Source organism: Evansella halocellulosilytica, from assembly GCF_002335745.1.
GTDB lineage: Bacteria > Bacillota > Bacilli > Bacillales > Salisediminibacteriaceae > Bacillus_CA > Bacillus_CA halocellulosilytica.
The window spans coordinates 3,509,044-3,531,953 of record NZ_NIST01000001.1 but is presented as its reverse complement, the minus strand read 5'-3'; the positions used below and the strand labels follow the sequence as shown (position 1 = coordinate 3,531,953).

Here is a 22,910-nt window from a genome sequence, read left to right as displayed (position 1 = left end):
CTACTTTCAACATATTTTCTGCAATTTACAGCTTTGTAAAATATTATAGCTGATAAATCAACGGTTAGTAAAATGCTATTTAAATGAAGCGTTCTGTATTTGCTCACACTTTTTCACATCAATACATCAAAGTTAAACGCGGTTATGTAAGTATTTGTCACATTCGCTAAATCGAACATAATATGTTTACGTCGAAATACTGTACCGCAAGCTAGCGAAAAACATGTAGCATAATACAATCATCGTTAAACGCATAATTGATGAGGTTGTCTCAAATGATGACGCTTTGGACTACTGGATGAAAGCGTCAGGTGATAGCGGTTTTGAATTTTTTTAGATCTAATAAATGAAAATAAGGCTTTCTCAAAACTTTTTGGACAGCCCCCATTATTATTTATTAGTGTTCACTTTTGTCAGTTTTTAAGCAGTCGTTTAATGTTAATCTACCTTCGTCATAACGAATAGATAGTCGATCAATATGTTTAGCAACGCAGTTTTGATATATAAAGGTTAGCCCATCAATAATTAAATAATGATCGTCTTTATTTAACTCATCCAGAGTTAAGTTGAATTTTGACTTTCCTCATGTACTCTTTTCATTAAATCCAATACGAAATGCTTTTTTCGGTTGTTTATCTGCAAGCTTCTTCAGAAATACACTTGCATCATTAGTTAACTTCATCCGTCTCACCTCAAAATTATTCCGTTCGCATCTATTATTTTAACACTTCCCGTGACATAAGTAGAAAATTAATGAGGACTGCCCGTTCATGTTCAAACGACCATACATCACTATTTAGACGATTGGAACACGATTGACAGTCCGTCAGCCCTTCTTTATAAAAGATATTTATATAATTGTTCAAGTTCTTCTTCTAATAAGCTTTGCGACTGTTTATCCAGCAGAGCTTCAGAATGTTTTAGTTCATGTTGTAGTAAATGAATTAATTTATTTTTCAAATTGTTTTCTAGCTCCACGAGAACACTATCTAAATTGTTTGTGAAAGCTTCAGCAAAATGTGAAATGAGCTTGCTTGATTCATCAGTACCTTTTTGAACTAATTGTTCTTTTAATTGTTTTATCGTTCCGCCTTCAAAAAAATCCTTTTTAGATTTTATATATGAAGTGAAATTTTCTAATTGAATATTCAACTTCCAGTTTGGCATTGTTAGCGATAAATCTTTTGTGAAATCCGCATCGCTATGGTCAAGTGTAATAGTCGGTATCTGTTTTTGAATACCTCTCATTTCCTCATTCAGCCACAAAACGGCTCTTTCAGACATTTTAGCTTCCAGCCTTACAGATGTTGCTTCAAGCTCTTGTTTTAAAAAATATTCCCCTAGTCCTTTCCATTCCTTCATTGCTCCGATAAGTTGAGTTTGCAATTCTCTTTTCGTATTTCCATTAACCGTTGCCACATTTATCGCTGCAGGAAAATAATCATTTAAAACAAATTTCATTCTTTCACGCAAGTATAATGTTAATTGATCAAACTCTTGTAATAAGTCTCGATGAACGAAATCAAAAGAGGATTCTTTCACTTCCGCAGTCGTTGCTTTCACTATTTGTTGCATCTCTTCATATCGTTTTTGCTTAACTGCTTCATCTTCGTTCAAAAATTGAATACTTTCATCGAGTTTTTCTCTATATTGTTCAGATTGATTGACGATCATATTGTAACTAAGTGCTTTTAATTCTAAAATTGTTTGTTGATAAAATGCCGCTTCGAACTTTGAAAAACTGGAACTTCTTTGATCCATTCCATTTTTAGCTTGCAGCCCTTGCTTGCTTGATAAATCATATAATCGAGGACTGTTAATTCCATTTCTTAACAGCTGGTCATAAACGTGCTTTTTCACACCGTTTAACTCATTTTCATTTGCTGCCAAATCGGAAGCGTTAATAATAAAATATAATTTGTCAAATGCAAAGCTTTCGTTCACTTTTCCTATTTGTTGCAGGAAATATTCATCTGCTTTAGAAAAGGCATGATTATAATACGTTAAATAAAAGATAGCATCAGATTTTTTCATTTGTTGAAAGGCGACATTTGTATGTCGACCATGTATCGAATTTACTCCTGGAGTATCTACTAAAACTATACCTTTATTTGTCAAATCACAATCATAGTAAATGGTCGTTTCTTGAATTAAACAAGCAACCTCTTCATTTGTAACGTAATGATCTAATTCCTTCAAATCTTTTGTAATCGTTTCCCCTAAGGTGTATGGAGTATGCTTGATGCTTTTTTGTAATGTTAATAAATAGTCGACATATGTTTTTTCCCAGCTTGTTTGGTGTTTGCTTTTATCCGGAGTCCAGTTTAGAAGCGAGTCGATTGAAAAAGACTCATCGATTTGATTACTTACTGTTTTTATTTCTTCATTCAATTGTTCCCTAGACTTAAACGAAATTTTTGCTGATCTATGAGCATGGTTATCATCTGATTTCTTTACAGTATTAATCGTTGCTGTAGTTGGATTAGGTGATACAGGTAAAATGCTTTCTCCAATTAAAGCATTAGCAAAGCTTGATTTACCAGCACTAAAAGCACCAAACAGCGAAATAACAAATGATTGGTTTTCATAACGCGCAATACGGCTAAGTAATCGCTCACGTTCTTCAGATAATAACGTATTGGTCGTAAATGACTGAATCGCACTTTTAACTGTTGTTATCCATTGGAATGTGTCATCTTCAGAAAAATCAGGGATATTTTCCGATTCATCCACTTGCCACTCTGTATCAATCACGCCGTCACTAGGTAGAGTCATTCTTGCTAAAGAATTAGATGTATGAGTAGGAAAGTCTTTGTTAGTAATAAGGGATAACTCTTTTGTGAACAGCGAATACGAAAATGTAGGGAGCATCGTTTGAATGTCTTCAATATACGTGTCATATGTTTGATTAATTAGCTGCAACTTCTCATCATATGCATATATTTTTTTCAATTGTTCGATTTGTTTTTCGATCGTTCTTTGTTTTTTCTCCATGTATTCTTTCATTTCATCTATTTGGATTTCAAGTGTTTTCTTTGCTTTTCCTTTAATATCTCTAGAGATGATCTCGGTTATCTCTTTCGTAAAAGTATAAACATAATCTCTATTTGTATAATCTGTTTTCACATGACTCTTTAACAGCTCGTTTGGTACGTCATAATTAAGTTCATTTACAGATTTCTCAAATCTTTCCTTATTTATCAAAGTAGAACGATCCACTTGCTGAAAATAGCTTTGAATATGAAAAAGCAACTGTGTTTTGATTTTATCTTGCAAATCTTCTATTAAACGAGTCAACCTTTTTTCCCGCTCTTCTTCTGTTTTCTTTTTAGAAAATAAGATACCGACCTTAAAGCCTGGTTTTAAGCTTTCTATCCACTGCCTCGTTAAATCAGTTGTCGTAAATGGAAATAAAGTAACATTGTTGAACAGTTTTCCTATATGATGATGAAAATCATCTGTTATGTCATCTTGATAATTTTTTATGAAGTGTAGTTGTTTTTCTAATTCCTCTTTTTCTGAAAGCTGGTTAAAACTATATCCTTCAGTCTCCATTTGCTGCTTCAAACGATTCACTTTTTCGAGCTTCTCTTCTTGTAATCGATTTTCCATCGCATAATAAAAACTAGATATGATTGCGTCGTGAGATGAGCTAATCATTTCGTGACTATTGTATAATAACGATTTCAGCTCTCTCTCAAATGAAGAATATTGATTTAATGGGTGGTCCATCTGCTTCATGGAAGTAAAAAATAGTTTTACATATTGAATTCCCCACCGTTTTAATACATGATTTAATGATTGACGGAAGGTTGTAAACGGGATTTCAGTTTCTTGATGCTTATCAATTTGATTAATGACTATATAAATTGGTTTTCTTTCCTGTGATAGCTGCTTTAAAAAGTATAGGTTCGTTTCGGATTGAACGTGATTATAATCCATGACATACACAACGGCATCTGTCGTATATAGTTTTCCCACTGTCACAGATTCATGAGAACGGTCAGTAGAATCAACTCCAGGTGTATCGACTATCGAGCTGTTCGCTCCTAAGAAAGGAAAGTCTGCCTTTATTGTAATTTCAGAAATGTTGTGACCATCCATTCCCCATTGGCGTACTTCATTCCATGGAATTTCCCCTGCCCATGTTTTGTTCTTTCCATCGTTTGACTTAACCGATAAACCTAACTGCCCATTCTCAACTCGTATAATATTTGCACTCGTTGGAATTGGACTTGTTGGTAACAATTCTGCTCCGAGTAAACGATTTAATAATGATGATTTACCAGCAGAAAAGTGTCCACAAAATGCGATCTCAAATGTGTGATTGTTTTGCTTTTCCTCTAATAATTGTAAACGATCTTTCTCTTCATCAGAATATGGAAGAGAATCAAGCTGCCATTTATCTTGTACTATTGACATGCGTCCTTCCCCTTTCTACCAATTAACACTATAACGAACTTTGAATTAAAATAGAAGAGTTTATGGTCGAAAAAAACTGAAAAAACTAATTGTAGTAGCGGGGAAATGAGTTAACACAAAGATACAAAAGTTATTATTCCCGGACTTTTGGGCATCTTCTAGTAGGTAAATATCCCGGATAACCTAAAAAGCATTGTAAAAGATCATCGCTTTTACGAAGGTTCCGGGATATTAAAATAAGGTTATTCGTCTAATAAAGTTTGAACGGTCACGAATGAGTAGCCTTGCGCTCTTAGCTTATCAATCATTTGTGGTAATGCTTCTACAGTCCCGTCTAATAAATGTGGATTTGTATCAATATTATGTTGCAGAACAATTCCTCCAGGAGAAATATCTCGTTCGACGATTTCTAAAATATTCTCTGCAGCTAATCCTGTATAGTCGAGCGTATCGACAGACCATAGCACAATGCGGAAACCGTAATCATGAAGCACTTGCTCATCGGCTTTCGTTAACATGCCATATGGTGGACGAAACAAGTCTGGTCTTCGTCCTACAGTATCAGATATTGCTTCTTGTGTTGTTAAAAGTTCTTCAGTCACTTCTGCAGTCGTTTGATTCGGTAGTTTCGGATGAGAGAAAGTATGGTTACCTAATGCGTGTCCTTCTTTAACAATTCTTTGCATCATCTCAGGATATTTTTGAATTTGATTTCCGACAACGAAGAACGTAGCTTTTACACCTTTATCTTTTAAGATATCTAATATTTGCGGCGTATACGTTAGATCTGGTCCATCATCAAATGTTAAAGCAACAAGTTTTTCTTTCGTGCCCCCCGAACCGATTCGTTTTCCTACTCTTGGAATATTCGTTTGGATGATCGTTCTTTTTAAGTCGGGGCGATAATGAACATTAAACCCGAGCTCATTTGCGATTTCTCTTAATGGAACGAATGTTTGTCCATTCGCGCTTAACGGGGAAACTGATAGTTCACCTCGTTCCCACTGCCTCGTGTCTGGATTAAAAATGTCGGTATACGTCTTTCCGATTGGTGCAGCAACTTTCTTTTCACCAACTTGGAAAACAACGGATTCGAATTGTTCATTCCAATTTACTTTTGCACCAGTATTCTTAAAAAATAAGGCAGGAACCATTAAATGACCATCTCTTAGTAAGTATTTTGTATCAATGTCTTGATTATCGATATTTATAGGTGCCTCTAATAGGCTCGATTCCTGTGCTGCAACGATTAAACTAGGGAATAAATTGATCATGATTATTATCGCAGATAGAGCAATACTTATTTTAATGAGAGGATTTTGTTTTAAATGGGATTGTTTCATATTAAAGTAATCTCCTTCTTTATAGTTTCAGTCGTATGTTTCCCAATAATAAGGAGAAATACTTCAAATCGATATATCTTTGACAAATTTTTAATTACAAATGAAAGGTACAGATATAGCTTAAAGTAAATTCCTCTTATTAATACAATCGAGATGAAATTTAAATAGAGATCTAATGGAATAGTTTTGAATAACCCGTAAACTTGCGACACGAGTAATCGCAGGAGCAACGAGCGATTCTTCGTTGAATTCTCTACGAGCTGCTTCGACGCATTCTCTTCTTTGATTTATCTTGCAGAGGAAGAAGCACGTAGTCTGCGACGAGTAATCGCAGGAGCAACGAGCGATTCTTCGCTGAATTCTCTACGAGCTGCTTCGACGCATTCTCTTCTTTGATTTATCTTGCAGAGGAAGAAGCACGGAGTCTGCGACGAGTAATCGCAGGAGCATTGTTTTTCTGCGACGAGTAATCGCAGGAGCATTGTTTTTCTGCGACGAGTAATCGCAGGAGCAACGAGCGATTCTTCGCTGAATTCTCTACGAGTTGCTTCGAACTATTCGCCCCTTTTAAATAGTTCCGATGATTACAACCCTTAAAAGTTTTTTCACACAGCCAAAGCCTGTGGTTTAAAGAATGAAATTAGCACAAAATTAAAATTCAGCTAATCACCTCGGTACTTTGTCCATACCGTTGTTTCTTTTATGCATATTTTAATCATGCAAAAAACTTTAAAGGAGGAATAATATTGAATATTCATGAAGTGAAAATTGAAGTTGAATTAGTTAATGGGGAAGAGCTTGAGTTTGAACACAGTATTACAGAAAATGAAGTCAACTTTGTAAAGAAAACCGATCAAGGTGATGAGGAACTTTCTGAAGATCTTATTAATTACAGCATGTTTGATGAATTAAATTTTCATGCTGATATGAGTGAAGAGGACATCCTTGATTCAGTCCAAAAAGCAATCGGTTCATTGGACTTTCTTAACATTGAAGTTCAATTTGAACTAGAAGATGGCAGTGAAATAGTGTACGATTTTGAAAAACAAAGTGAATTTGGTGAAGATGATGATGAAAACGACGAAGATGATAATGACGACGTAAATGAAGATGTTGCCGGAGTTGATCAACCAATATTCATAAGAGAAGAAGAATAGACTTTAACCATAGGACTTTATATGCTAGGCTTTTTTTCGTGATGCCGGATGATTTTTGTTATGTTGATTCGGTATCATAGGAGAGGTCTGGCATTTTTTAATTCTAACTTGTTATTTAGGTATTTGATGACATTGTCAATAATCTAGTTTTTTTTATATTTACAGGTTATCTATCTAGTCATTATCTCGAGGTGTGAATACATTGGAAGGAGAACATGGATCAAAGGAGGGACTTTATGACGACAGAATTGATTACTCCATGGGATTTAGATGGGTCATTAGGTGAATTTTTTATACCTGAATATATTGAACAAATGACACATCAAGTATTAGAAAACTATGATCTAAATGCTAAATCAATGGAGGTAGTAACTACGAAAGCAGACAAAGGCGGTGCTATTTGGAAGGTAGAAACGGACCAAGGACCTTACAGTTTAAAGTTATTGCATCGCCGACCGACGAGAAGTTTATTTAGCTTAGGAGCACAAGATTATTTAGTGGAAGAAAAAGGCGCTAGAGTACCACCAATCATTAAGACGAGAGACGGGAAGAACCATGTTGAAATGGGTGGAAAGCTTTGGTTTGTTGCTGAATGGATTGAACCATTAAATCCCGTTTCAAAAGATTTAGAAGGGGCAAAGCAACTTTGTCATGCAATTGGAGAATTTCATGTATTGACAAAAGGGTATATCCCTCCTGCTGGTGCTGAAAATGCAAGTAGGCTTTACCGATGGCCGAAAACTTATAAAAAAGTAGTAAATAAGATGGAGTGGTTCAGGAATATTGCGAATGCCTATTCTGAAATGCCTGCAAGCAAAACAATACTCTCAGTCATTGATATGTTTGAATTACAAGCAATTGAAGCTCTACAAAATCTTGAAAACTCCCCTTACGAAAAACTTATTAGTATAGGAAATGTTGAGTGGGGGTTAGTACATCAAGATTATGGGTGGTCAAATGGTCAAATGGGACCAGGTGGAGTATGGATTATTGATTTAGATGGTGTTGCTTATGATTTAGGAATAAGAGATTTACGAAAATTGATTACAGGAACTATGGATGACTTAGGGACATGGGATGTGACATGGATGAAAGAAATGATTAAAGCTTATCATGAAGCAAATCCAATCGACGCCGACTTGTTTGAAGTATTAATTGTTGATATGACATTGCCTAACTTATTTTATAAAAATGTAAAAGAAATTTTATTTGAACCAACAATATTTATGGATGGAGAACTTGATGCACTCTGTAACCGTATCGTAGAATCTGATAAAACAAAGTGGCCTGCTATTGAAGAGTTAAAGCAGTCATTTAAAGGAGGCACATTTGAATGAAAGTTTTAATAGTTTGTACGGAAAAATTACCAGTCCCACCGATTCGTGGTGGAGCCATACAAACGTATATTGCTGGTGCCCTCCCCACTTTAAGTAAAAATCACGAGATTACTGTTTTAGGAAGGTCGGATGAATCTTTACCTAATAATGAAACAGTTGATGGAATTAACTATGTACGTGTTCAAGGAGGTCTTCTGGAGACGTATCAACAAGGTGTAGTAAAATATATTCAAAATGAACAATTTGACGTTATTCACATATTTAATCGTCCTCGTTTAGTCGGTCCGATAAGGGAAGTCGCACCAACATCTCGGCTTATATTAAGCATGCATAACGATATGTTTAAACGAGAGAAAATTAGTCAAGAAGAAGGTGCACGTGCAGTTCAAGAAGTTGAGAAAATTATTACGATTAGCAACTATATTGGTGAGACGATTGTAAGTTTGTTTCCAGAAGCTGAAGGAAAAACGAAAACAATTTATTCTGGTGTTGATTTAGATAAATTCGTACCGGCTTATACGTCGACAGGTAAGAAAATAAGGAATGAAATCCGTTCTGCCCATGACTTGCTAAATAAAAAAGTTATTTTATTTGCTGGCCGTCTTTCTGCAAATAAAGGTGCAGATATTCTTATTCAAGCACTTCCGGATTTATCAAAAAAACACCCCGATCTTGCCGTAGTTTTAGTAGGTAGTAAATGGTTCAGTGATGATAAAGTAACTGACTATGTTGCATATGTAAGGGCACTTGCAGAAAGAATGCCGTTACCGGTAATTACTACTGGTTTTGTATCACCAGAAGAAATTCATAAATGGTTTGCGGCAGCAGATATATTTGTTTGCCCTTCCCAATGGCAAGAACCACTTGCTAGAGTGCATTACGAAGCAATGGCAGCAGGGCTACCGATTATCACGACAGCTAGAGGAGGTAATCCAGAAGTAATTGAAAATGGAAAAAACGGATTTATAGTTGATAATCCTGAAGACCCACAAAGCTTTGTCGACCATTTATCGCCTCTATTATCCGATGATTCCTTTCGAACAAAAATGGGTAAATATGGGCGGTCACTTGCAGAACAACAATTTCATTGGAGTCGTGTCGTGAATGATATAATGGAAGTATGGAATGAAGTCGAGTCTAATATTGCGAACAATTCGCCACTTGGAGGAGGTACTGTTACACTAGAAGAAGGTTCTCAAGCAAATAAAATTAATGAACAAGAAATTAATTCAGACACTATGCTACAATCGTCATTGGATGAAGAGTCTTCAGTTAAAGATGAATTAGAAGTTAATTTAGAGTTAGCAAATAATCATAATGGAGGCATGGAATTGAATGAACCAATGAATGAGGAAACGATTCCAGAAAGAACTTATCAGTATGAAAACAATCCTCCAACCTCTCCTTTCTTAATGATTCGTTCGTATAAAAAGAAAAAAAAACGTCTTGTAAGAAGAAGATGATAAGTTATAAAAGAAGAGGTATTTGAAAATCTAAAAAACAGTTGCAGATGATGAGGCTACCACATAATGGCAGCCTCTTTCTATATCTTGATGCTCTGAACGATACTTCTATTGTATTGTTCTAAGTGCTCCTTTCAAATTTGTAATCAACAATATTAAAGCTCATAAATATGACGACTACTATATAACCTTAATATATATACAATTGAAAATACGTTATATTAATTTTTATGGAAACATGTTTCATAGACATCTGTCAATCTTCTTGATACATGCTTAAATTGAAAATTTGCTTCAACGAATTCCCGGCCTTTTCTAATAATCCAGCTCGTCATTTCTGGTTGTGAAAAATAAAAATCGATGGCTTTTGCATATGACAGAGGCTTTTTATAATCGTCTACAATATATCCATTCATTTTATGTGTGATGACCTCAGCATTTCCACCACGATTTGTTGTAATAATTGGAGTACCGCTAGCCATCGCTTCATAATGAACCCTAGCTAAAGGCTCCTCCCATTGTGAAGAGCATATAAATACATCAGCCATTAATAATAAGGAAGGAATTTCATCTGGTGGAACGTATTTCGTAAAGATAATTTTATCTTGCAGTGGCTTTGCTAACGAATACAATGATTTTACATACTGGTTCAATCCATCATCGCTAAACCACTTCCCACCTACAATTACTAATATAGCATTCGAATACTTTTTCAACACGTATTTCATTGCTTTTATAAGGAGGTGTGGTCCTTTGGTTTTTGTTAACCTTCCGACAAATAGTAAGACTTTCTTCCCTGTAAGGTTATATTTTTTACGATAGCACTCTCTCACTTCTCTTCCAGTATTGTCCCATGAAGGATGATGTTTTTCGAGGTCAACTCCACTGTAAACGACGGTCGTTTTATGAACTGCTTCTGAAAAACGTGTGACAACTTTTTGTTTAATAAAATGACTGATCGTAACGATGTGATCAACAATTTGAATGACTTCTGTACCTTTATGAATGCTAATTTTTTCATCTGATAGCATGTCATTGTGTAATCCTAGTACAAATTTACTTTCCGGTGAAGCTTGCTTGTATGCTAATACATTATGTGGTCTGTTAAAAACGTGGATTAAGTCATAATATGTCTCTTGAATAGAATGGTAAACTTTTATTTCATACTGATCCTTAGGAAAACGAATATATTCTACCCTGTCTACCCATTCATGTTCTGCTAATTCAGGATCTGTAATCGAAAATACAGTTAATTGAAATGCTTCAGCTACAAATTTAGATACACCGTCGATCATGATTTGAATAGCTCCTCCGTTAATTGCAGGAGCTGGAAGGCTTTCAGTACAGATCATGGCGATTTTCAAACGAATACCTCCCTCTAACGCTTGTTATAAATGATATTTCAGATTTGTTGACGATTTTTCTTTTGCTGATTTTGCTCATAATAGTTTATTTGATTCATAAATCTTGTGTGATGCTGAAGTAGTCACTTATACCAAAATTGGGTGTTTTACCACCAGTTAAAGTCAGATAATAGTATGAAAAATCACCGTTACATAGCCCTTTTTTGTCCGGACAAACTACGTTGTACTCCTTTATAGAATAAATAAAAGTAAGGGATGAAAGGGGTATATATTATGATAAAAAAAGCCATTATTCCAGCTGCAGGTTATGGAACACGGAACCTCCCTATTACAAAAGTATTACCGAAGGAGATGTTTCCGATAGCCGGGAAACCTGCTATTCATTATATTGTTGAAGAAGCAGTATCATCAGGGGTGGAAGAAATATTAATCGTCGTTTCCAGAAATAAAAATATGATTTTAGACTATTTTGATCGGTCGATTGAACTAGAAACATTTCTAGAACTAAAAAATAAACAGCATTTGTTAAATAAGTTAGATTTTAAAGATGTCCATATTCAATATGTACGGCAAGCTTTTGCAAATGGACTAGGTGATGCGATTCTTCAAGGGGAATTGTTTACAAAGGATGAACCTTTTGCGGTGCTACTTCCAGATGATTTATTCTCGGTTCAAAACAGGACAGCATTATCTCAATTAATTGAATCATTTGAATTAACGAAATCAACGACAATTGCTGTCCAAGAAGTTAAACAAGAAGAGCTTCATCAATATGGTGTCATCAAAGCAAATCAAGTGAATAATCATGTGTCAAAGATTTTAGACATCATAGAAAAGCCTAAAACGTCTCCACCATCAAATTTAGCAGTTTGTGGTCGTTATGTATTTACGCCAAGCATTTATAAACATTTAAAAAACCTTTCACCTTCAATAGGTGGTGAAATACAGTTAACCGATGCGATTCAATATATATTAAGTGATGAAGGTTGTTTTGGCGTTCAAATTGAAGGGAAAAGGTATGATATTGGCAAAGAGGAAGATTATTTTCAATTAATTAACGAGATGCACAATTATGATGAAATCAATTGAGAACGTAAAAACGACCACCGATTAGTAAGTTTCGGTGGTGTCTTTTTATTATAAAAATTTATTAAAAAGTTCACGATGCAAACGAGGCTTAGCAGAAAATACAGAGGAATGATTAAATGGATCTATAAATGTATTGGCTATTGTCGTCGTAATCCCCCCTACTTCATTTAACAAGACGTAACCTGCTGCAAAATCCCAAGGACCTAAGCCGACCGCAAGAGAAGCATCTAACCTTCCGCAAGCAACATATGCTAATTCCAATGCCGCCGAGCCTATACAGCGAACACCACGCACTTCACTGACCATACATTGTAACTTTTTATGATCTACATATTCATTAGGTACTAACCATAAAGAATTCATACTGATCAATGTTTCTTCAATGGTGCTTACATTTAATCGTTCGAGCATCTCGTCGTTTAAAAATGCTCCATTTCCACTTAGTGTATGAAAGCATTCATCCGCTATTGGATCATAAATAATTCCGATTAGAGGATTTCCTTCATCAAATATACCTACAGAAATAGTGAAATTACGCTTTTGATGTACAAAATTTGTTGTGCCATCAATCGGATCAATCATCCATACTACTTCTTTATTCGGATCATAGTTCCGTTGCTCAGAAGCTGTTCCTTCTTCTCCTAAAATAAAATGGTCTGGGAAGGTATCATTTATTTTTTCAACGAAAAATTTTTCAATTTGACGGTCTTTCTCTGTCACTAGATCTGCTGCAGACGTTTTGTATTCAACATGTAATGAGTCAGATAATGTTTTCTTTAGCATTTTTCCAGCTTCTAATACCCACATTTTCGCACAGCGATAGATCTCTTCATTGTATTTATTCATGAGACAATCCCCTCTCGTTCATTTCTATAATAATGCCAGCTATTGAAATAGAATAAAAAACAGGAGAACTTCAGCAAACGTCCTTCAAGTGTGATGATTCACACTGACATGTTTGAAGAAGTCTCCTTTTTTGCAAATTGAACAAACTGTTAGCCTATACGATTCGCTTACGAATATAACCACTTATATAATCGATGAGACTAACAAAAATGATGACAACAATAAGAATCATACCTACATCTTCCCAGTTACGCTGATTCGTCGCCAACAGTAATGGAGCTCCAATTCCACCAGCTCCAACAATCCCTAATACAGTTGAAGCACGTACATCAATTTCAAATCGATAAATTGCATATGATGAAAATTCAGGCAATACTTGAGGTAAAACACCGTACCACATTGCTTGGATACGATTCCCTCCACTTGCTTTAATCGCATCAACTTTTTGCATGTCAATCGATTCAATAACTTCAGCATATAATTTACCTAGCATACCAATTGAATTAATACTAATCGCTAAAACACCGGCATATGGCCCCATCCCTACTGCTGCTACAAATATAATCGCAAAGATAAGTTCAGGGATTGCCCGAATAGCATTTAATATTGCTTTTCCAATATAGGAATACTTTTTTGCCATGTTTCTAGCCGCTAAAAAACCGACTGGTATCGCAAGAATTGCTGCAATACTTAAACCTGCATAAGCAATCGCGATTGTCTCCAACATGTAACCAATATACATTGGATATTCACTATACAAAGACGGATCAATTATCGGATCTATAAACATTCTTTTTAACGTTTCTAAAGATGAAGCAGATGATGCACGGACATCAAAATCTGTAGAAATTAACGCAACGATATATAAACCACTTAAGAACAATAATACGAGCAAAAATCTAATACGTAACTTGGTGTTTTTCGGTTTCTGTACAGGTAACTTAGTTGTATTATTATTCATTCTAACCGCTCCCTTACGCGATTACTTATGAAGTCAATAATTGTAATCGTTATAAAAATCATAATAATAATCGTTGATACATTAGCAAAGTTAAACATATTTAATTGCTGGCGTAAAATAAGTCCGATACCCCCAGCTCCAACAAAACCTAAAACAACGGAAGCTTTTACATTAATTTCTAACACATATAACGTATACGAAGCATATTGTGGTAATATTTGTGGCATCACCCCAAAAGCAATAACTTGAAAAACATTACCGCCAGAAGCCCGAATTGCTTCAATTGGACCTGGATCAATAGATTCTACTGTTTCACTAATCAATTTTGCTAAAATCCCTAAAGAAAAAACAGTTAAGGCAAGGATACCTGAAACAGCTCCTAAACCAACGACCGCTACGAATAGAACTGCTAAAATAATTTCAGGAATCGTACGTAAAAAATTCAAGAAACTACGAATAAATTGATAAAAATATTTATTTTTATTTAAATTTGCTGCAGCTAAAAAACTAAAAGGCAATGAAAGTATCGCTGCAAAAGTCGTACTTAATAATGCGATATTCCATGTTTCAAGCAAACTTAAGGCAACAGTAGGCAAGTAATTCCAATTTGGTGGAATTAAATCATCTACGACGAAGTAATAAATAATTGGAAAGCCTTCAATTACTCGATCAGGAAATGCTTCTGTCTGATAAGCGGCTATTATGTATAAAGCTACTACTAAAAAGAGAATTGAAGATAAATACCACTTCAACCCTTTAGGAGTAACTGGAATCCGCCCATTATTTCCTTTCACCAGATTATTCTCTTTGGTCATCCTTATTCATCTCCTCCGAGTAAATCATCTTCTTTAATCGGTCTACCGTAAATATCTTCGAACGTTTTTTCGGTTACTTGATCTGCCGGACCGTCGAAAACGACTTCCCCGTCCCTTAAACCGATAATACGATCCGCGTATTCTTGGGCCATATCAATGAAATGGAGATTAACAAGAGTCGTTAAATTATCTTCTCTGCTTATTCTTTTTAAGTCTTTCATAACGACGTGTGACGTGGGTGGGTCAAGACTTGCAACAGGTTCATCAGCGAGAATAACCGACGGTTTTTGTGTAACTACACGTGCAATACTTACTCTCTGCTGCTGACCGCCGCTTAAACGATCCGCACGTTCATACGCTTTATTCATAATACCGACACGATCTAAGTTGTCTAATGCTAGCTTCACATCTTCTTGAGGGAACATCCCTAACATACTGCGGATAGTTCCTGTATGACCTAATCTTCCTGCTAAAACATTACGAAGGACAGACATCCTGTTTACAAGGTTGTAATTTTGAAAAATCATGCCCGCTTTCGTCCGGAGTTTTCTTAATTTTCGTTCGTTATATTTTAAAATGTCTTCACCATCTACTAATAACTCACCTTCTGTTGGTGTAACTAATCGGTTAATACTGCGAATTAAAGTTGATTTACCAGCACCTGATAATCCAACTACGACGATAAATTCACCGTCATTAATCGTTAAGTTGATGTTTTTTAATCCTTGATGGCCATTCGGATACGTTAATGACACATTTTTAAACTCAATCATTCTGTTCACCTTCCTGAACTTTGATTACTTGAACGGATATTGTTCATAAAAAAAGATTATCTAACCATGACTATACCCAAGGATATTACAGCTAGGTTTTGTGTAAATATAAAGCTTTTATCCTAGTGTGTAATAAATCTCCTTGGGTACAGTAAATGTATAGATAACTTCTTTTAAGAGGCTGTTCAAAAAGCGAGAGAACAATAGCTTTCGTATCTCTGCGTTGACTCGTTTTTTCTGTTACTCACGTATGAACACCATACGCTATGCTACACAAAACTTCGCCGCGCCTTGATCTACTCGCCTCTTTTTATCCTCATTTTGAACACACACTTTAAGATTTTTATATCTTCGTTTTTGTAAGTTTAAAATGAATTTATTCTTCTGCTAATTCGTCTTCAAACTCAGCGAAAACGTCACGAACGATATCGTATTCCTCTGATGTAGCTTCAGCGATACCTGTCCAAGTGTAAATGTCGTGTAATACTTCTAACATTTCTTCATCATCATTAAAGCTTAAGAAAGCTTGTTTAATATCTTCTTTTAATTCATCAGAAAGATCACTACGTAAAGAGATCGTATCATTCGGAATTGGATCTGTATAACCGATGACTCGGATATCATCATAAACATCTGGGAATTCATCTGCAACTGCATCACGAGCATCTTCAAATGTTGTTGCAAAGTCTGCAGCGCCGTCTAATACTGCGATCATTGCGTTATCGTGTCCTCCGACAGTCGTACGTGTGAAGTGATTTTCAAGATCTTCTACGCCCATCGCTCTTAATTGAGAAGCTGGGAATAAATATCCGGAAGTAGATAAGTCATCAGAATAAGCCCAGACAAGGTCTTCCATTTCTACTAAATCTTCAATGCTTTCGATATCAGAATCAGCTGCTACATTGTATTGGGCTACATATGACGTCTCACCATCACGTTCAGCTTTCAAAATAACTTCAACATCAGCACGATCTTCAGCTTGGACAAAGCCAAATGGATTTAAAAATCCGATATCAACTTGTTGTGTTCTCATTGCTTCCACAAGTCCAACAAAGTCTGTCATGACTTCTGCTTTTACTTCAATTCCAAGCTCTTCGGACAACTTTTCTGCTAATGGCTCAGCAGTCGTTGCAATCTCACTCGCATCTTGTGACGGGATGAAACCCATTGTCAATTCTTCTTGCTCTCCATCTCCCGAGCCAGAACCGCATGCTACCATTGTCGTTAAACCTAATACAAAAATTGAACTTAAAAAGATACGTCTAAACAAAATGACCCCTCCAAAAAATTGTTATTTTTTTATTTTGTAACTTCAGATGTTACTGAACGCCGTGACATAATGGTTACAGATGTATTTTAGGCCAAAAAATATCCAGGCCCGTATAAAGTATATAACTTAGGTGCCTGGAGTGAGAGTCGAATTTTGTTTATAGGATTATGTATAGTCTGACCTATAAATGATCGTCCTCCCCTCGTAGAAAAACTATTTATGGTAGTTTTGTAGAAACAGTTGGGCCGTATTCCCAAATATATACGACGGGGTTAATACATCTATGAAGTTACTATCCAAATTATTAATCTTTATTCATAAATTGTCAACATACTTTTACAAATTCCAACGAAAATATAACATAAATCTAGTTAATGTTACACTTTTATTAAAGCTACAGCTCGGTTCGTATGTCCCATAGTTCCGGAAAAAAGCGGTGTTCCAAAACACCTTTCAAGTAGCCTACACCGGATGAACCACCTGTACCTCGTTTAAAGCCGATAATTCTTTCGACAGTTTTCATATGTCTAAATCTCCATTGCTGAAGCCAATCTTCAATATCTACAAGCTTTTCGGCTAACTGGTACAAATCCCAATATTTTTCAATGTTATGATAAACAGTTAACCAAGCTTTTTTTACAGATTCGTCTGCAGTATATGTTTGTGTATAATCCCGATTAACGAGGTCTGGGTTTATTGCGAATCCAGTGTTTGCTAATGAATTGATTGCGACATCATATAAGCCTGGTCTCTTATAAGCTTCTGTTAATTGTTCTAATAATACGGGATCTTTCTGATAAATTTTTAAAACGTGATCTGTTTTATACCCGAGAGCGAATTCAATCATTCTATATTGATAAGACTGAAATCCTGAAGCTTGTCCAAGTTTATCTCTAAACTCCATGTATTCTGATGGAGTCAAGGTAGACAAAACATCCCACGCTTGAATGATTTGCGATTGCGTTTTTGAAACACGTGCCAATTGTTTAAATGAAGTTTGAAAATCCCCTTTATCAATAGAATCAACAGCAGCATGTAACTCGTGTAAAATTAGCTTCATCCATAGTTCACTTACTTGATGGATGATAATAAATAACATTTCATCATGGTGATCTGACAACCTTTGTTGTCCAGATAAGATTTGATCTAGCTTTAAATATTCTCCGTAAGTCATATTGTTTGTAAAATCGGTATGTATTCCATTTTCATTATTCTCCTTCACAAATAGCGCCTCCTAAGCCTTTAATTAGGTTACACTATTAATTTAACTGATAATTATCAAAATAAAAACCCTTTAAGAGAATGTTCAAAAAGTCCAGGAAAACTACTTTAGTATCTCTGAGTTGACTCGTCTCCCCGTTACTCACGTATGAACACCATATGCTCCGCGGATTCAAGATTTATTGAAATACAATACAACTTCCCAAACTCATTTTCTTCTATGAGATTTCCTTATAGGGCGAAATTAAAACCGCCCGTTATACGGGCGGATATTTATTGAAAGTCATTGATTCAAAATTATTCGTTAGTTTTGAATAGCATTGACAGATCGGACGAGTCCATGACCATAAAAATTACTATTGCCTAAATTTAGAGCTGTATTTTGCAATGTTTGTCTAAGTTGACTGTTTGATAAATAAGGTTTAGCTTGCCACGTAAGCGCAGCTACTCCAGCAACGTGCGGCGAAGCCATCGATGTCCCGTTATACGATTGGTGACCGTTACCAGGGACAGTACTTAAAACATTTACTCCTGGTGCTGACAATTCAACTGCTGGTCCATGACTAGAGAAAGAAGCGCGGTTATTGTTTTGATCTGTCGCTGCAACTGCAATGACTGAATCATATTTTGCTGGATAAGCAACAGTATCACCGATCCCCCAAGCATTCCCACTGTTTCCTGCAGCAGCAACGACAAGAATTCCTTCATTGTATGCTAAATTAGAATAAGCTTCTAATATAGAACTATGAGCTGATCCGCCAAGGCTCATATTTATAATATCCATGTCGTTATTTATTGACCATTCAATCCCTTGAGCGATACCAGAATAAGAACCTCCGCCATTATTATCTAGTACTTTAACAGCGTATAAATCTGCTTGGTGAGAAACGCCTAATACACCACCACCATTATTTGCTGCAGCTACCGTTCCTGCAACGTGTGTGCCATGACCATCTCCATCGTAAAACGGATTATTATTTGCACTATCTGAAAAAACTGAGTATCCACCTTGGACATTCGCTTGCAAGTCTGGGTGGGAAGCATCGATTCCAGTATCTAAAATGGCTACTTTTACACCATTTCCACTATATCCCATCTGGTGTGCATCTGGTGCTTGTACTCTAGTAATTCCCCATGGAGTAGTTTGTGAGAAAGCTTCTGCTCGTGCATCTTCTTCCACAAATTTGATTTGCGGGTGGTTTTTTAGTCCTTTTGCTTGTTCAGTTGATAAATCTAAGTGCATGACAGGCAACAAGTCAAATTCATGTAAAATATCACTCTCTTTGACTCCGAAGGCATTTAAAATACCTGCTTCAGCAGGACCATCGAACATTACTAAATAACGTTCACTTTGTTTGTCTGTCGAATCTTGAGCAAAAACACCTGGAATGAACAACAAACTAACAATCAATAAAGAAGCAAAACTAAACAAAATTCTCTTCACTTTAAACTCCTCCTTAGTATTTTTTTGTCGTGTGTATCTTGGTGCCCAATCTTTGGCCAAAGATTTACTTACATATTTCGTATTTTCCAATCGAGAAACCTTTAAAATTGACGAAGTTCAGCAAGGGATCTAAAAATGTTGAATTTTATTATAAAAAAATTCCTTTGCTTGTCCGGAAACAAACAAAGGAATTTTGGTCACTTCTTTCAAAATACGATGATTCTATAACTCTATCTCAATCGAAGTCGGTTCTGGCACATCCGGATACGGTCGTGCTTCATCACTTAAAGCTAAAAAATTTAATGAAATAACAAGTAAACTTGCAGTCATCAAAATCGCAAACAGTTTAATCATTTAATAATCCCCCTTTCTCATATAAATATTGGTTTGCCTTTAACGCTAATTGTGAATAGTTAAAAGCAAGTTTATATTTTAAATTGTTACCTAAATATTGCGAGTATTCCTCGGTCAAATCTTTTACTTTCCTCCAACTTCTTAACGTTGTGTAATAATGAATCAACTCGTTCATTAGTTCCTCATATTCGCAAAATTGGTTTTCTAAATATAAGATTTTCGCATCATATATATCTAGATTCTTAGAGTCCTCCTCTTTTTTCACATAATTTCTGGCACCGATTAATACTCCTTTAGCTTGGTCAATTTGATCAATTTCCAAGTAAAGATCTATTAAATTACAGTAAGTAATTATAACTGATTCATAATTTGTATTTAATTTTGCTTCGATACTTTTTTCTAAAAAATGAATACAGTAATCATAGTTATTTTCCGATTGATATATCAATGCTAGGTTGTGGTAAATACTACCTTTTAGTTCTTCATAATCGTGAGCGTTTCCAAGGTCTAAAGCTTTTTTCATGTTATTTTTTGCATCTTCAATATTGCTCATTTCCCAATAGTTTATTCCTAATAATAAATAAGATTTCGTTGCTTCAAACCATTTATGTTCTGTCAACTGTATTTGCAGGGAACGTTTCGCAAAATTGATCGCCTGATAATTTTGAAGGCAACCATATGATGCAAGAGCTAAATTGTAATAAATATTACCTTTTTCGATTTCATTATCACATTCATTTAGACAGTACTGAAATGATTCATAGCTTAATGGAAAAACTGATTGACAATAATACCAAAGCCCCATTACATAATGATAGATAAAAGCAAGTTCTGCCGTTAATTGAGAAGGATCGTCAACGTATACATTTAATTCTTCCATCACATTCGTACACGTTTTATGTTGCTTCGTCTGGATCAAAAAATAACAGATAAGAATATTAAAGTGCAGTTCTTGTTCATAAGAAAAGATGTATGGAAAGTTGGTTCGAATGTTCGAAATGACTCTCCTTGCGTGATCATACTCTCTGTCTTGAATAAACTGGTACAAGACTCTAAGATTTTCAGCAAGATTAGACTGTTTATCTTTCGTACCATACAAATATTCGAATGGAACATTTAACTCTGCAGCAAGCAATTCGATAATGTCGTCAGAGGCTTTATATCTTCCAGATTCTATATTACTGTAATGACCTCTTGAGATAATCCCTTTTGATATCCCTTCCTGAGAGAGTCCTTTCCTTTTTCTTAGTAAAAATAGACGTTTTCCAATATGCATATAATAGCCCCCCACCTATTCACTATTTTCAAGTAAACTAATAGGAATACTTTGTAGAAAACTATTCTACTTTTTTATGAGTTATCCTGTATTTTCCTTTAATCTATAAATATTGCCCTTCTATTTCCTAATCGAAAACAATCATTAGTCATATATTTATGTTAAAATTAACCATTTTTTAGTAATTGTTAATTGTGGTGTTAAGCTAGATAATCTTGAACATTTATTCACTCGTATGCCCATTGTCGCTAATACATTCATGATAAAATAATGAAAATCCTTTAAATCATTATAAAATCAACAACTACAATTGCTATACCCATGAATTGTTAGGAAACATGTATCCGCTTGCTATTTGACAAACATTCCTCAAAAAACAACAAACTAATGCGAGATGTTTTCTAACTCAAACGAATATATTCCTCAAATATCAATTTAAAGCTGCTGGAAATCTCAATCAATTTCATAAAAATGTGTAAATCGATGTAAATGTTTGCTTGTGAATTGAAAAATGTTCTGATGCTTCATACGATAGGATGATAGGAAACTGTATTCCAATTTGCTGCTTCTAAATCCTTTTTAAGTGAAGTTCGATATTGGAATATCTATAATACAAATTATTGGTGGGGAAAATATGATAAAAGAGGTATTTTTTTTAAGGAGTATCGCATGCTTGTGCATCGTTTTTCTGCATGCAATATCAACTGGTTTAAGTACAATCCCATCCGCTGAAATCAGTGTTTTTTCCTACAATTTATTTGATTCTATAAATGTATTTTTATATTTTGGAACACCTTTGTTTATCTTTATTTCTGAAATGATTATTGCATATTCATATCGTAATAAGGAGATTCCACATCACTTTTTAAACAAACGGTTCAAATATATTTTTGTTCCATTTTTACTGATGGCGATGTTTTATGCAATTCCCCATGTTCGTTCCGTGACTGACTTAGGGCACCAATTTTTTCTAAACGCTGTTATTGGAGATTTTCATGGTTATTTTGTCTTGATAATTTTTCAATTTTACTGTATTCATTTGCTCTTTCATCGTTTCTTAAAGAATCAAAAGCCGATTAACATGATCATGATTACTTTGTTTATAAACATCGCATATTTAGCCATATTTAATTTTACTACTCCGCCAAACATCCCATTCGGAGAGTATATTTGGACACGATTTTATTGGGTACCGTTTTTAGGATGGATTTTTTATTTTACTTTAGGGTATTATTGTGGCCATTATTATGAGTCATTTATCAGGTTGTTAAAGAAATATCGCTATTCTGTCCTGTTAGCACCGGTGTTATCTAGTGGAATATTGCTATTTTTTTACCACTCTGAGATACTTGCGGTTCACAGTTCTAAACGGGTAGATATTATTTTTCATACGACTGCAATAATTTTCTTTATGTTTTATGTAACGCACCAGTTAAGGCGCATCCCAGATTTTCTTATAAAAATTAGTCAATATTCATTTGGCATTTATTTGCTTCATATGTTTTATATTTCTGTCATTGATTTCATTTACAGCTATTACCCTGTTTCGTTAGGATTTAATTATATAATTATTTTATTTGCATTTAGTACATTTTTGTCGATTGTGACAATCATTTATTTAAATAAATGGAGGTTCGGCAATTATGTGGTCGGAAAAATTGGTGTTGAATATAGAAATAAAGAAACAGCCTCTCAGCAAAATGTAACAGCAGAGGAAGGATTAAAGTATACATCCTAGATTATGAAAAAACACCTTGTGTATGATAATCACAGGG

17 protein-coding genes and 1 riboswitch are annotated in these 22,910 nt (G+C 35.0%); of the genes, 5 read left to right on the top strand and 12 right to left on the bottom strand.

The window, feature by feature from the left end; genetic code table 11:
* Positions 1-837 precede the first annotated feature (837 nt).
* Both CD001_RS16855 and CD001_RS16850 read right to left on the bottom strand, forming a co-directional pair.
* A complete protein-coding gene (locus tag CD001_RS16855; protein ID WP_096188803.1) occupies positions 838-4,422 on the bottom strand; it encodes a dynamin family protein in 3,585 nt (1,194 codons plus the stop codon).
* Between the two features lie 242 nt (positions 4,423-4,664).
* A complete protein-coding gene (locus CD001_RS16850; RefSeq protein ID WP_096188802.1) occupies positions 4,665-5,765 on the bottom strand; it encodes a polysaccharide deacetylase family protein in 1,101 nt (366 codons plus the stop codon).
* A 746-nt stretch (positions 5,766-6,511) separates the two neighbouring features.
* On the opposite strand from CD001_RS16850, the gene CD001_RS16845 reads away from it, so the two are divergent.
* The 3 genes from CD001_RS16845 to CD001_RS16835 all read left to right on the top strand — a co-directional run bounded on the left by CD001_RS16845 (position 6,512) and on the right by CD001_RS16835 (position 9,722).
* Positions 6,512-6,922: a hypothetical protein gene (locus CD001_RS16845; protein ID WP_096188801.1), complete on the top strand. Its 411-nt coding sequence runs from the start codon at positions 6,512-6,514 to the stop codon at positions 6,920-6,922.
* 236 nt (positions 6,923-7,158) lie between these two features.
* A complete protein-coding gene (locus CD001_RS16840) occupies positions 7,159-8,259 on the top strand; it encodes a CotS family spore coat protein (RefSeq protein ID WP_096188800.1) in 1,101 nt (366 codons plus the stop codon).
* A complete protein-coding gene (locus tag CD001_RS16835) occupies positions 8,256-9,722 on the top strand; it encodes a glycosyltransferase family 4 protein (RefSeq protein WP_096188799.1) in 1,467 nt (488 codons plus the stop codon). Before CD001_RS16840 ends, CD001_RS16835 begins: the two co-directional genes overlap by 4 nt.
* A 221-nt stretch (positions 9,723-9,943) precedes the next feature.
* On the opposite strand, the gene CD001_RS16830 is transcribed toward CD001_RS16835, so the two are convergent.
* Positions 9,944-11,086 carry a glycosyltransferase family 4 protein gene (locus tag CD001_RS16830; protein ID WP_096188798.1) on the bottom strand — a complete coding sequence of 381 codons (1,143 nt, stop codon included), beginning with the start codon at positions 11,084-11,086 and terminating at the stop codon, positions 9,944-9,946.
* Positions 11,087-11,359: 273 nt separating this feature from the next.
* Here CD001_RS16830 and CD001_RS16825 point away from each other — a divergent pair, with 273 nt between their 5' ends.
* Complete coding sequence (locus CD001_RS16825; protein WP_096188797.1) at positions 11,360-12,175, top strand: UTP--glucose-1-phosphate uridylyltransferase; 816 nt, start codon at positions 11,360-11,362, stop codon at positions 12,173-12,175.
* 48 nt (positions 12,176-12,223) lie between these two features.
* Here the strand turns inward: CD001_RS16825 and CD001_RS16820 are convergent, their stop codons facing one another.
* The 9 genes from CD001_RS16820 to CD001_RS16785 form a co-directional block, all read right to left on the bottom strand.
* Positions 12,224-13,021, bottom strand: coding sequence for an inositol monophosphatase family protein (locus CD001_RS16820; protein ID WP_096188796.1), 798 nt, complete (start codon positions 13,019-13,021; stop codon positions 12,224-12,226).
* 154 nt (positions 13,022-13,175) lie between these two features.
* Positions 13,176-13,982, bottom strand: a complete 807-nt coding sequence (gene phnE, locus CD001_RS16815; RefSeq protein WP_096188795.1) for a phosphonate ABC transporter, permease protein PhnE — start codon at positions 13,980-13,982, stop codon at positions 13,176-13,178.
* Positions 13,979-14,797, bottom strand: a complete 819-nt coding sequence (phnE, locus tag CD001_RS16810) for a phosphonate ABC transporter, permease protein PhnE (RefSeq protein ID WP_096188794.1) — start codon at positions 14,795-14,797, stop codon at positions 13,979-13,981. The genes phnE (CD001_RS16815) and phnE (CD001_RS16810) overlap by 4 nt, the downstream gene beginning before the upstream one ends.
* A gap of 2 nt (positions 14,798-14,799) precedes the next feature.
* Entirely contained in the window at positions 14,800-15,570 is a 771-nt protein-coding gene (gene phnC / locus CD001_RS16805) for a phosphonate ABC transporter ATP-binding protein (protein ID WP_096188793.1), read from the bottom strand.
* A 376-nt stretch (positions 15,571-15,946) separates the two neighbouring features.
* Complete coding sequence (locus CD001_RS16800) at positions 15,947-16,840, bottom strand: phosphate/phosphite/phosphonate ABC transporter substrate-binding protein (protein WP_257009841.1); 894 nt, start codon at positions 16,838-16,840, stop codon at positions 15,947-15,949.
* Between the two features lie 185 nt (positions 16,841-17,025).
* A riboswitch (purine riboswitch) is annotated at positions 17,026-17,127 on the bottom strand.
* Between the two features lie 107 nt (positions 17,128-17,234).
* Positions 17,235-18,062: a tryptophan 2,3-dioxygenase gene (gene kynA / locus CD001_RS16795; protein ID WP_096188792.1), complete on the bottom strand. Its 828-nt coding sequence runs from the start codon at positions 18,060-18,062 to the stop codon at positions 17,235-17,237.
* 303 nt (positions 18,063-18,365) lie between these two features.
* On the bottom strand, positions 18,366-19,505 hold the full coding sequence (locus tag CD001_RS16790) for a S8 family peptidase (RefSeq protein ID WP_096188791.1): 1,140 nt from the start codon (positions 19,503-19,505) through the stop codon (positions 18,366-18,368).
* Positions 19,506-19,727: 222 nt separating this feature from the next.
* Positions 19,728-19,859, bottom strand: coding sequence for a hypothetical protein (locus CD001_RS26950; RefSeq protein WP_257009840.1), 132 nt, complete (start codon positions 19,857-19,859; stop codon positions 19,728-19,730).
* The gene (locus CD001_RS16785; RefSeq protein ID WP_096188790.1) at positions 19,852-21,135 is read right to left on the bottom strand and encodes a helix-turn-helix transcriptional regulator; all 1,284 of its coding nucleotides are present in this window, start codon (positions 21,133-21,135) and stop codon (positions 19,852-19,854) included. Before CD001_RS16785 ends, CD001_RS26950 begins: the two co-directional genes overlap by 8 nt.
* 634 nt (positions 21,136-21,769) lie before the next feature.
* Here CD001_RS16785 and CD001_RS16780 point away from each other — a divergent pair.
* A complete protein-coding gene (locus CD001_RS16780; protein ID WP_096188789.1) occupies positions 21,770-22,873 on the top strand; it encodes an acyltransferase family protein in 1,104 nt (367 codons plus the stop codon).
* The last annotated feature ends 37 nt before the right edge of the window (positions 22,874-22,910 follow it).